We start from the raw sequence: 11697 nt of genomic DNA, 5'->3' as shown, positions 1-11697 counted from the left end.
CACCAGCCTGCCGATACGGCAGAATAAAAACCACAACCCCCGGTGGCCCTATTTTCAGTTGGCAAAAGTGGCCCTGTTTTCAGTCGGCGTCAACAAAGTCGAATGCCAGCACGTTGGTCGCATATACACGCTGTGCCGGTGGGTTAGAACCATGCCTGCGGCGACGAACGAGGGACCCAAACGGCTCGTCCATTGAGTCAACTGTGGAGTTCAACCTCTGGACCTCATCCATGGACCGAACATGTCTCACTACCATCTCGGCGCGCCCGCTAGACGAACGTTGTGTGCATCTCTGACGTCGTGTTGGAGTCTCACCCGACGACCGGTCACCGCCGACGAGGTATCGGGTGAGATCCGATTCTCTCCGGTCCCGTGGGAACGTGAGCCGCTGAGGTGGTAGCAGGCGGAGGTTGAGAGGGATTCGCTCGATCGTGTACGCAAGTGGTCGTAGAGCTCGAAGCTGACCTAATACGGGCGTGCACGCGCGAAGGGCCGGCTTCGCGGTCGACGCCTCAAACTCTCGCCCATGAGAAAAGAGCATTTAGTGGAGCTGTGTCGTGCCGGCACCTATTCGGTCGCCGAGCTGGTGGAACTAGGCCGCTTCGTTCATCACCGGGAGTTATCATCTGGTCGATGGCGGATATACCGCCCACTAATGCGTGGGCTGGGTTCCCTGAGGAAAGAGGGTGACTGCATGGATCGCCGAGTATTCCTCGCCGTCGGAGCGGGCGCGGCGGCACTATTGCTCGCCGGATGCTCGAGCACGATGGGGTCGGATAACCGCCCCAAGGGAGCCAGCGCACCGCCGGTACCGTCGACAACCTCGCCGAGCTCGTCGCCGACCCCGAATCCCACGAACGTTTCGGTTCCGCTTCAGGGCCCGCCGCACCTGACCAAGGTCGCACTTCCAAGCGATGGGATCACGAAACTTCCCGGCACAGGCCCGCTGATGGCCTGGACGGTGGATGACGGTACCAATGCCGAGGTGATCCGCAAGTACGCCGAATTCGCCGCCGCGACCGGCACGAGGATCACCTTCTTCCTCAACGGGGATAACCCCGGCTGGACGGAGCATGCGGCCCTGCTCCGCCCTCTCGTCGCATCCGGCCAGATCCAACTCGGCAATCACACCTGGGATCACCCGAACCTCACCAAGCTCAATGACAGCCAGGTGGTGGCGGAGCTGCAGCGCAATCACGACTTCATCCTGGCCACCTATGGAGTGGATGCTCGGCCGTACTTCCGTCCGCCCTACGGCTTTCTCAACGCCCGGGTTCGCAGGCTGGCAGCGAGTATCGGCTACACAACCCCGGTGCTCTGGTACGGCACGCTGTCGGATTCGGGACTCATCACCCCCGACCAGGTCGTGTCATTCGCTACCCAGTGGTTTCTTCCGGGACACATCGTGCTCGGTCACGCCAACCACCTGCCGGTCACCACGGTCTTCCCACAACTGAGCGCCATCATCCAAGAGCGCGGACTGCAAACCGTGACACTGCGAGACGTATTCCTCTAACCCCCTTTGCTCGCGCCCCTCACCCACTCGACCACCAGCCCCTCAACCGCGGGACTATGGAGACAGTTTTCGCGTTCCAGAAATGCGCGCAGGAACGACTATGAGGCCGTGTCGCCTCGCGCATTCAGTGGAGACTTATTTAGCGTCAACGCATCGTCGACCTATGCCTGATGAAGACTCTGAATGGACCAGGCCACAGACAGTCGTGAGGAAGCGAGCCGCGTATTCGATCTGAGCGAAGTCGAGAACCCTGAGCCTGCTTGACAGATTGCTAGCTACCTGACAGACTAATTAGGTGCCTAACAATAATGATGAGACGAATCTTGAAGCCGCCGGGTCGTGGGCGAAAAAGTACTTTCTCGCGAGCCGCGCATTGATGGAAGCCGTTCTGCGTCCCTACGATCTGGGAAATACCCAGTGGTATGTCCTTTATCTTCTCGCCAATCGTGGGCCGATGAATCAGCGCGATCTGACGCGTCAACTCGAGGTCGAGCGCGCGACGCTCAGTGCAGTGCTCAGCGCCCTCGTCCGCAAGGGACTCATTGAACAAACGCCCGACACCGACGATCAGCGGCAGAAAGTGCTGCACATGACAACTGCTGGCATGGATCTTTGGTCCTCGGTCCCCGATCCGATCGCATTGATCACCGGGGTCGCTTTCGAGGGGGTCGATCGCACGGAGATCGAGACGACAAAGCATGTCCTCGAAGCCGCTACCCAGCGACTCGTGGACTACAAAAAAGGAGCAACAACATCATGACAATCCTCGTAACCGGTGGAACGGGCCTTGTGGGTCCTCGAATTTTGAAGCGATTCGTTGAAGCAGGGATCGACTGCCGCGCTCTCGTGAGGCCCGGCAAAGATGTTCCCGACGGAGTTACCGCGATTGAGGGTGACATCCTCAGTCCCGACTCACTAGCGGCCGCTGTGGAGGGTGTGACCTCGATCGTTCATCTCGCGGCGTTGTTCCGCACACCCGATGAGGATCAGATCTGGAAAGTGAACCTCGACGGCACCCGAAACCTCATCGCCGCAGCCAAAGAACACAATCCAAACGTTCAGTTTCTTATGGCGAGTACCTCCAACGTGTATGACCCGAACATCTCCCACCCCGGTCGGGAGAACGACGAGGTCAACCCAACGCTCGCCTACCCGGCGAGCAAAATCGCAGCAGAGAAAGAACTCCATGGCAGCGGACTGAATTGGGGCATCCTCCGGCTCCCCTTCATCTACGGTGACAAAGACGGACACCTGGAATCACTCCCCGCGATGGTCGCGAGCATGAACTGGCACCCCGCCGCGAAACTCAGCGTGATCCACCATGAAGACATCGCGACCGCTTTCGAGCTCGCACTCACCGGCGTCATGGACGGCCGCATCGTCAACATCGCCGACGAATCACCACTGACCATGTACGAGATCGCGCGGATCCTCGACTTCTCTTACGAGGACTCGGCAGAACCGCTGAACGATCCATGGAAAGGCCACATGGACGTGACGCTCGCTCGGACCCTCGGGTTCCAGCCAAAGGTTGCAACCATTTACCAGGCAGTACGCGAAGGCAAGCTGTAGTCAAGCATCCGGCGTCGCACTTGGAAACGGGATGCAACCCCTATATAAGAGGAGCTCGCGAAAGTGCGACCGGGGCTGGATTCCGACTTCATCCAGTACCCGCAGCGGGACCATCACCGGACGGCATTTCCCGCCATCGCGAGAGCACGCTCTCGACCACTTTTCGTCCGGATCGGCCGCCCGTAAGCGGAACCTGCTCCGGACAAGTGGTGTCGTGAAGAGTACGCTCAGCCCATGCCGCGCGTACGCACTAAAGGAGATGCCCTTCGTCGTTCTGTGTACTTTCGCGCTTTCAATCTAGCTGTGCTTCTTATTGTGTTTGGGAGTGCCATTTTCTCGGGTTCGGTAACGTTCGCGATTGTTTCCGGCACCCTAGTGGCGCTGCAAATAGCAATTTTTGTCTTCTACCTCTGGCTATTCCGACACGCCGACCCGGCCGTCCTTGCGGCCCCCATCGACGCTGCCCAACAATTGCATTGGCGGTACCTGCGGCCAAACAAATACCCGTACGAGGCACCAATCACATCCGCGCGACGCAAGGATCAGTAGAGACGATCAATTCGTGGGCACACCGACCCCGAGGTGCGTCGTCAAGCTGTGTCGTCAAGCGGAACCATCTGCGGACACTCCTTAGTCGTTACTGCGGTCGAGTCGGCAGCGGTCGGTCGCGTGCACGGGATCCGTGGCCGTGGCGTCGGTTTGGGGTGCATTCCAACCAGATGTCGAGGATGATGCCGTAAGCGTGTCTAGTCGGGGTCCGATCCTGATTGATAGACCTGTCACCGCTCCGGATCTCCGCCTAACTGCAGCGTCCTCTATGGTTTCGTCAGCCTGTGACGTCGAGGTACGCGGAGTGTCCGCCCTGCAATCCGGAGGGGATCGAGCGCAGCGCGGCGAGGTGCCGTCCAGTCACCTCGCGGTGGCCTTCGAGCCGGCGGATCGTCTCGTCCTGGGCTTGCAGCACCCGCGCCGCGTGGTCGCGGAGCTCGGCGGGGAGCGGACCGATCTCGTCGGGGATCACCCAGACCGGAGCCGCAGCATCCAACTCGTCGTCCCAGTCGGTCGTGGCATCCGCGTCGGTGAGGCTGGCCTCCATCGCCGAGAGCACGGCGACCCAGTTGTCCCAGTTGGTCTGAGTGTCAGGCAACGCCGAGCTCCCTCGAGTCGGTGGACTGTGAACCTGTCAGATCCGAGCGGTTCGGCACCGAGAGCTGACCGGCCGCCTCGTGCCAGGCCTGGCGCAGTGGTTCGAACAGCTCGATGGTCTCACGGATGCCCGAGGCATCGCGCCGCACATTGGACGTGATGAGCAGCCCGTTGCAGTAGTTGTAGAGCGCCAGTAGGTTGTCGCCGCCATCCCACAACTCAACCTTCAGTGAGGTGCTGAGTTCCGAGACGATCGCCTGGGCGTGAAGAAGGTTGGACGACATCACCGGCCAGTCGAACTGCGAGTGGGCGATCTCCGCGCGACCGAGGTCGAGCAGCAGCCTGTCGTAGAGCATCGTGAGCAGTCGAACCGGAGACGCCGAGAGTATCGCGTCGTTGTTGTACTGCGAACGCTGGGCGCTGAGAGTCGTCATCGTCATGGTTAGTTTCCCGTCGTTGAGCTGCCGAGAGAGGAAAGTTGCGAGGTGAGGCTGGCCTGCTGTGCTTTGAGGTTGCTGAGCATGACCTCCATGGCGGAGTAGGTGCGCTCGAGGCCGGCCTTGCGGCTGGCGAGGCGGATGTCCCAGCTGGCCACCTGGTCGCCGAGGCTCCGCGCCTGCGACTGGTCCCCGGTGATTTTGCCGGTGAGAGTTCCGGTGTACTTGTCGGACGCATTCGTGGCCGCCGCGGCGACGCGCGATGCGATCTCGGTCACCACCGCGTTCACGGTGGCCGGGTCGGCCGCAAGCGCCGCGGTGAACTTGTCTTTGTCGAAGGTCAGGGTGCCGTCGCGGGTCACCGTGATGCCGTACTCGGATGGCGAATGCCCGTTGATCGGCATCGATGCCGCGGTGAGAATCTTCTGGTTGATGTCGCGCACGGTGCTGTCGCCGGCGAAGATGCCACTCTTGACCGCGGTCTGACCGTCTGACCCGACGCTTGAGCTCACCGTCGAGTTCGTGCTGATGAGGGAGAACACCGATTTCAGCGAATCGACCAGGCTGCTGGTGAGGGTACTGACCTGGGCGGCATCTCTCGCGACGGTGATCGTGACGGGGTCGGTAGAGACGGCCGTGACCGTGACGTTCACACCCGGAAGCAGGTCGGTGAAGGTGTTGCTCGCCGAGGTGATGACCTGCTCGGCCGAGGTTCCGCCCCACAGGGTGATCGAGGCATCCTGCGCGGTCTTGATCACCGCTGCACCGGAAGCGGTCAGAACATTGTTGGCAGCGGAGACATCGACCGCAGCGCCGGTGTGCACCTCGAAGGACGAGTCCGCGCCGGTGGTCTTGCTGGAGAACTGGATGCGGTACTGCTTCTCACCCGACACGGGATCGGTGCCGGCCGCGACTTTGGTCGCTGTGACGCCGGCGGCGGAAGCATTGACCGCCTTGACGACGTCGTCGAGGGAGTCTGAGGCCGGCGTGATCTCGACGGCGGTTCCAGCGTGCCCGACGATGGTGAGAGTACCGGGGGACGGCCAGGTGGCCATGGCCGCCGAGACGCCGATCTGCGAGGTGGCGAGTGCACTGACGACGACCTGCAGTTCGCCCCCCGTCGCACCGGCACCGGTCGTCGCGGTGAGGGTGGTGGAACTCGTCGTCGCCTTATAGAGGTCGAGAGCTCCGGGTTTTGCCGACGATTTCGCGAGATCCGCGAGAGCGGAGATCTTGGCGTTGAGGGCCTGGTAGGCGGCGATTTCGTTGTTGACGTTGCTGATCTGGTTCTTGAGCAGAGTCTGGGGCTGCGCTTCGGCCTGCATGAGGCTCGCGATGAGAGTCGTGGTGTCCAGTCCACTGGACAGGCCGTCGAGTGAGATTCCCATGTCGATCCTCCGATCAGGTCGTCGTCGGTGAAATTGTCGTTGGTGCTGTGTACGCGGGTAAACGCCCGGCGGCAATCACGGCGAGAGGTCCAGTTCTCACCTCGACCGCCACCGGGCGTTGATCACTCCCCTAGGTAGTGAAGGGGCCCGATTTAGCGAAGGAGCTGAAGAACGCCCTGGTTCGACTGGTTGGCCTGCGCGAGCATCGCCGTGCCGGCCTGCGACAGGATGTTCGAGCGGGTGTACTTGACCATCTCCGACGCCATGTCGGTGTCGGTGATGCGCGACTTCGCCGCCGTCAGGTTCTCCGTCGAGACACTGAGGTTGCGAATGACGCTCTCGAACCGGTTCTGCTGCGCACCAAGGTTGGCGCGAGCGGTCGACACCGAGGTGATCTGGGTCTCGGCCGACGCGATCGACGTGAGCGCCGCGGCGCTGTCGGTGAACGTCATTGCGTTGACCGCGGTGGCGATCGCGGCGACATCCGTCGTCTTCACGTTGATCTGGTCGTTTGCCGCGGACGAACCGGCACCGATCTGGAACGTCAGTCCGGCAGTGGTGGCCGCACCTGTCAGCAGCTGGGTGCCGTTGAAGTTCGCCGATGTGCTGATTCGTGTCAGCTCGTCGCCGAGTGCCGTAACTTCGGTCTGAATGGCGGTACGTGAGTCTGCGTTGTTCGAGTCGTTACCGGACTGAACAGCGAGGTCACGAACGCGCTGCAGGATGGTCTGAACCTCGGAGAGCGAACCTTCAGCGGTCTGGATGACGCTGATGCCGTCCTGCGCGTTGCGGCTGGCGACCATGAGGCCTCCGACCTGCGACTGCAGACCCTGGGAGATTGCGAGACCAGCTGCGTCATCCGCCGCGTGGTTGATGCGGAGACCACTGGACAGCTTCTCCAGGGACTTGGCGAGATCGTTCTGCGTGTTGCTGAGGTTACGGTACGAGTTGAGTGCCGAAACGTTGGTGTTTACCTGGAAACCCATGATGTATTCCTCCGTGATGTGGGTTGAATGAATCGGCCCATCCGTGGTCCGACACCTTCAGCTATCGGCATCCTGCGCAAGCGCGTTAGGAGCCGGGCTGAAACTTTTTTATTTTTTTCAGGATGCTGCGGCGCTTGTGGCGCGCTGCTGGGCGATGTGCGACATCCCGGCGAGGGCGTTGCTCGCGACGCGGGCCAGGTAGGCGCTGCGTGCTGCCGGAGCGATGCGCGAGACGGGTGCGTACTCCGCCGGCGAATCCGAGTAGTGGGTCTCGAGTCCGTCGCGCAGTAGGCGGATGGCCTCAGCACGCTGCTGCGACACAGCGGAGTGGGTGATGCCGAGCTCTTCCGCAATCTCTTTGACCGAGCGGTCGTCGAAGTAGACCTGGGTGACGATGGTACGCATCTTCTCCGGCAGGGATTCGATGGCGGCCCTGAGGTATCCGAGACGCTCAGTAGAGAGGAGCGATTCTTCGGGAAGTGCGGAGTCGGCGATGAGGAACTCGGCGGTGGTGTCATCGAGTGCGGAGACGACCCGTGCGGCGTCCGTGAGTCCCGCGGCGGCTTCCTCGCGATCGACACCCATCGCCGAGGCGATCTCGTCGACGCTCGGTGCGCGACCGAGACCGGCGGTGAGCGCGTCCTGCACGGCGGTGGTCTCCTTGATGCGGCGACGCGCACCGCGGGTGGCCCAGTCGCTCGAACGCATCTCGTCAGCGAAGGCGCCGACGATGCGCTTGCGAGCGAATGCGCCGAAGGGGATGCCGAGCTCCGGGTTGAAGGAGTCAGCCGAAGTGATCAGGGCGACAGCTCCCGCCGATGCGAGGTCGTCGCGTGAGAGGTGAGTGGCTTTCGCCCAGACCTCTGAAACCAGGTAGCCGACAAGTGGAAGGTTCTCCACCACCAGTGCGTTGCGCTCTGTCCGATTCACTGCCATCCCCCGTGTGCGATCCCAGTGATCGCGTCTCGGCCGACGTCATCACGACGTCTGATCAAAAACTTGGTTTTTCGGGTAAAAGTTGTGGTGCGTTTCGGGTCTTGCGTGTAGCTCCGGGTGACCGTCAGAACCGGGGGTTTCCGTCGATCTGCTTGGACTCTATCGGGCTGAGAGGGGTCAAAAACCACCGAGTTTGGCTCAAACCTGCCCCCAATCCGGGGGAAGCTGTACCCCGAAACGGCCAAAATGTCCTCCAGGTTGTGGACAGCGCGACGTATACCGGCTGTGCCGACTCTCAGGAAGCCGCCGCCGATCTCCCTAACCCGGGAGGTACCCTTGCCGATAGTCATCCATGAACGAGGTGGAGACCCATGCAGTCGGTTGCACGATCTGGAGGAACGTCCGCATTAGCCGACGATCGAACTGGAGCAGACATGAGCGCGAACGAACTATCAGCGTGTTTGTGGCGTGAGCGCGAGCTACTCGACCTCCTGGCTTTCAAGCTGGAGGAGGAGCAGTTTTTGCTGACCTCCGGTAAGTCCCGCTGGCTGCAGTACGCCACCCGTGAGGTGGAGCAGGTGATGGAGCGACTCCGTAATGCCGGGTTCGCCCGCACCGTCGAGGCATCCATCGTCGCTGCCGAATGGGGAGCTGACGAGAACGTCACACTGCGCGAACTCGTCGCGAAGGCACCATCCGGTCCGTGGGCCGACATCTTCGCCGCGCATCTCGCGGCGCTCACCGAGCAGACCAACCAGATCAAAGAATTGCGCGATCTCAACGAGCATTACCTGCGCACCGCCATCCGGTTCATTCAGGATGCCCAGGCCGATGGCGGCACGGAGAGCGGCACCTACAACGCCAACGGCGCATCGGGGCAAGGCTCGACCTCCGCCCAGATGTTCGACTTCACCCTCTGAGGAACGACGGATGAGCACATTCAGCGGTCTCACCACGGCGTACACCGGTCTCACCGCCGCGCGCCGTGGCCTCGATGTCGTCGGCCAGAACATGACCAACGCGTCGACTGTCGGCTACACCCGCCAGCGCCTGACCACCTCTGCCATCGGCTCGCTCGCGCAGGTCGGACCGCTGTCGGGACGTGCCCAGGTGGGGCAGGGAGTCTCCGTCGACGGGGTTGCCCGCCTCGGCGACGCCTACCTCGACGCGAGAGTGCGAACCTCTGCCGCGACATCCGGCAACCTCGCCGTTCGCTCCAATGCACTCACCTCCATCCAGGCCTCGCTCCATGAGCCTGGCACCGGCGGCGTTTCGGCCCAGCTGCTGGGTTTCTGGTCCGCCTGGGGAGACGTGGCGAACCATCCCGGCGATGCGGCACCGACCGGAGTGCTGCTCCTGCAGGCGAACTCACTGGTCTCGCAGATCGCCGGCGGTTACAACGCCGTGAACGACGAATGGTCGGAGACGCGCAGCAAGCTCAGCGGCATGGCCGACGAGCTGAACAGCGCTGGCCAGCAGGTTGCCGCCCTCAACGGCCAGATCCGCTCGACCCTCGCGTCCGGTGGCTCTGCCAACGAACTCCTCGACCAGCGCAACACGCTCACCACCACGATCGCTGCTCTCACCGGTGGCACCGTGCGAGACCTGCCGGATGGCACGGCCGAGGTGCTGGTCGGCGGCAACGCCCTCGTCACCGGCGACACCTTCCGCGCCGTCAACGTCGTGGGCAGCACCACCATGGCCGGAGCGGGCGCCTCCGCAGTCACACTCGAATGGGCCGGTCGCCCCGGCTTCACCGTCGCCGTCGAGTCGGGCGAGATGGCCGGGTCGGTGGCGATGCTGGCCGCTGCCAATGCCACCGGGACCGGCGGTTCGATCGCCGAGGCCGCCGCGAGCTACAACGCTTTTGCCACCTATCTCGCTGACAAGGTGAACACGGCACACCAGGCCGGAGGCACCAGCAGCGGAGCGACCGGGCTCGACTTCTTCGGCGTCTCGGCCAGCGGGCCAGCGGCACTCGGGCTCAGCGTGATCCCGACTTCGGCCGCCGACATCGCCACCGGTACTCCTGGTGCGGGTGCGCTCGACAATGCCAATGCCGTCGCGATCGCCGCCCTCGGCAGCGCATCCGACTCCCCTGACTCCGTCTGGTCGACCTTCGTGACCACGATCGGCGTCACCACCAAGAGCGCGTTGCAGCAGGCGACGCTGGCCGAGTCGGCCGCGACATCCGCCTCCAGCGCGCAGCTGTCGAACTCCTCGGTCGACCTCGACGAGGAGAACGTCAACATGCTCACGTTCCAAACCGCATACCAGGGCGCCGCCCGCGTGATGACCGCCGTCGATCAGATGCTCGACGTGCTCATCAACCACACCGGAATCGTCGGAAGGTAGCCCATGCTCACCCGTGTGACCGCCCAGACCAGAATGACCACCGCGTCGTTGAACCTGCAGTCGAGCGCAGCCCAGCTCGCCCGCCTGCAGAACACCGCCTCGAGCCTCAAGAAGATCGCCGTGCCATCGGACGACCCGGCCGGCACGGCGGATTCGATGCGCGTGCGCGTCGCGCAGAGCGCCACAGCCCAGTACGGTCGCAACATCGACGACGGCGGCAACTGGCTCACCACCATCGACTCCGCCATGTCGGCCAGCACCGCGATCCTCAACAAGGTGCGAGACCTCACTGTGCAGGGCGCCAACGACGGAAGCCTGTCGGTGACCGCCAAGGAGGCGATCGCCAAAGAACTCGAGGGCCTCAGAAGCGACCTGCTCGCCCAGGCGAACACCACCTACCTCGGGCGCACCGTCTTCGCCGGCGATTCCGACACGGGTGTCGCCTTCACCGGCACGCCGGCCGCCTACACTTTCACCGGCACCGGCAGCCCCGTGCAACGCCCCATCGCACCGAACACCACAGTGCAGGTGGATGCCGACGGAGCCGCCGTCTTCGGCACCGGTGGGAGTTCCGTCTTCGCCCTGGTCGACAATATCGTCGCCGACCTGCGCGCCGGCGTGAACATCGGATCCCGTATCGGCGCCATCGACGACGCCACGACAGCGGTGGTCAGCGCCCAGAGCTCGGTCGGAGCACGTGCCTCCCAGATCACGAAAGCGAAGGACGCCAACTTGCAAACCTCAGGAGCGCTCGAGGCCCAACGAAGCGACATCGAGGATGTTGACCTCAGCCAGATCATCATCCAGTTGAAGCAGCAGGAGGTCACCTACCAGGCCGCCCTCGCGATCACCTCGCGCACCCTGCAGCCGACCCTGATGGATTTCCTCCGATGAGCGCCACCCTGACCTTCGTCACCCCGCCTCCCGGGCTGGAGCCTCTTCTCGACTTCACCCTCACCGACATCGAGGGCGCGAACGGCCTGTACTCGGTGCGCTCGGTCGACAACGACGCCATCCGCCTCTTCGTCATCGACGCCGCGCTGTACCTGCCCGACTACTCGCCGGAGATCACCGACGAGCAGGGTACCGCGCTCGACCTGAACACCCCGGAGGATGCCATGGTGCTCGTCGTGGCCAACCCCGGCGAGAACGGCACCAGTATGAACCTGATGGCGCCGATCATCGTCAACGCGAAAACGGGTTCCTGCGCGCAGGTCATCCTCGAAGGCCAGGACTGGCCGCTGAGGGCAGAGCTCTCCTTCGCCCGGTCGGCCTGAACGCCCGGTCGGCCTGAACGCCCGGTCGGCCTGATTCCGCGAAGGGGCGCCCTCGGATAGAGTGACGGCAACGAGACCGCGATC

Annotated in this window: 13 protein-coding genes; 8 read left to right on the top strand and 5 right to left on the bottom strand. The window is 63.1% G+C overall.

Translation table 11 applies throughout. The annotated features are described in order from the left end of the window. The 4 genes from ABIB56_RS14210 to ABIB56_RS14195 form a co-directional block, all read left to right on the top strand. Positions 1-196, top strand: a 196-nt coding sequence (locus tag ABIB56_RS14210; protein WP_354569874.1) for a hypothetical protein, incomplete at its 5' end; no start/stop codon positions are given. A gap of 498 nt (positions 197-694) precedes the next feature. After that, positions 695-1516: a polysaccharide deacetylase family protein gene (locus ABIB56_RS14205; RefSeq protein WP_354569873.1), complete on the top strand. Its 822-nt coding sequence runs from the start codon at positions 695-697 to the stop codon at positions 1514-1516. 295 nt (positions 1517-1811) lie between these two features. Further along, a complete protein-coding gene (locus tag ABIB56_RS14200; protein WP_354569872.1) occupies positions 1812-2276 on the top strand; it encodes a MarR family winged helix-turn-helix transcriptional regulator in 465 nt (154 codons plus the stop codon). Continuing rightward, positions 2273-3088 (top strand): NAD-dependent epimerase/dehydratase family protein, encoded by an 816-nt coding sequence (locus ABIB56_RS14195; protein WP_354569871.1) that lies wholly within the window; start codon positions 2273-2275, stop codon positions 3086-3088. The genes ABIB56_RS14200 and ABIB56_RS14195 overlap by 4 nt, the downstream gene beginning before the upstream one ends. A gap of 826 nt (positions 3089-3914) precedes the next feature. Here ABIB56_RS14195 and ABIB56_RS14190 read toward each other — a convergent pair. The 5 genes from ABIB56_RS14190 to ABIB56_RS14170 all read right to left on the bottom strand — a co-directional run bounded on the left by ABIB56_RS14190 (position 3915) and on the right by ABIB56_RS14170 (position 7975). After that, positions 3915-4235: a hypothetical protein gene (locus tag ABIB56_RS14190; protein ID WP_354569870.1), complete on the bottom strand. Its 321-nt coding sequence runs from the start codon at positions 4233-4235 to the stop codon at positions 3915-3917. Then, positions 4228-4668: a flagellar export chaperone FliS gene (fliS, locus tag ABIB56_RS14185; protein ID WP_354569869.1), complete on the bottom strand. Its 441-nt coding sequence runs from the start codon at positions 4666-4668 to the stop codon at positions 4228-4230. Before fliS ends, ABIB56_RS14190 begins: the two co-directional genes overlap by 8 nt. A gap of 8 nt (positions 4669-4676) precedes the next feature. Next, positions 4677-6059, bottom strand: coding sequence for a flagellar filament capping protein FliD (fliD, locus tag ABIB56_RS14180; RefSeq protein ID WP_354569868.1), 1383 nt, complete (start codon positions 6057-6059; stop codon positions 4677-4679). Between the two features lie 152 nt (positions 6060-6211). Beyond that, positions 6212-7045: a flagellin N-terminal helical domain-containing protein gene (locus ABIB56_RS14175; RefSeq protein WP_354569867.1), complete on the bottom strand. Its 834-nt coding sequence runs from the start codon at positions 7043-7045 to the stop codon at positions 6212-6214. 117 nt (positions 7046-7162) lie between these two features. Then, positions 7163-7975, bottom strand: a complete 813-nt coding sequence (locus ABIB56_RS14170; RefSeq protein ID WP_354569866.1) for a sigma-70 family RNA polymerase sigma factor — start codon at positions 7973-7975, stop codon at positions 7163-7165. Between the two features lie 440 nt (positions 7976-8415). Here ABIB56_RS14170 and ABIB56_RS14165 point away from each other — a divergent pair, with 440 nt between their 5' ends. The 4 genes from ABIB56_RS14165 to ABIB56_RS14150 are packed head-to-tail and all read left to right on the top strand — an operon-like array spanning position 8416 to position 11613. After that, positions 8416-8901, top strand: coding sequence for a flagellar protein FlgN (locus ABIB56_RS14165; protein WP_354569865.1), 486 nt, complete (start codon positions 8416-8418; stop codon positions 8899-8901). A gap of 10 nt (positions 8902-8911) precedes the next feature. Continuing rightward, positions 8912-10336, top strand: a complete 1425-nt coding sequence (flgK, locus tag ABIB56_RS14160) for a flagellar hook-associated protein FlgK (RefSeq protein ID WP_354569864.1) — start codon at positions 8912-8914, stop codon at positions 10334-10336. A gap of 3 nt (positions 10337-10339) precedes the next feature. Then, positions 10340-11230 carry a flagellar hook-associated protein FlgL gene (gene flgL, locus ABIB56_RS14155; RefSeq protein WP_354569863.1) on the top strand — a complete coding sequence of 297 codons (891 nt, stop codon included), beginning with the start codon at positions 10340-10342 and terminating at the stop codon, positions 11228-11230. Continuing rightward, positions 11227-11613, top strand: coding sequence for a flagellar assembly protein FliW (locus tag ABIB56_RS14150; protein WP_354569862.1), 387 nt, complete (start codon positions 11227-11229; stop codon positions 11611-11613). The genes flgL and ABIB56_RS14150 overlap by 4 nt, the downstream gene beginning before the upstream one ends. Positions 11614-11697: the final 84 nt, after the last annotated feature.

The organism is Glaciihabitans sp. UYNi722, from assembly GCF_040549465.1.
In the GTDB taxonomy this organism is placed as follows: domain Bacteria; phylum Actinomycetota; class Actinomycetes; order Actinomycetales; family Microbacteriaceae; genus Lacisediminihabitans.
The sequence above is the reverse complement of the archived record's forward strand: the minus strand, read 5'-3'. Positions and strand labels throughout refer to the sequence as shown.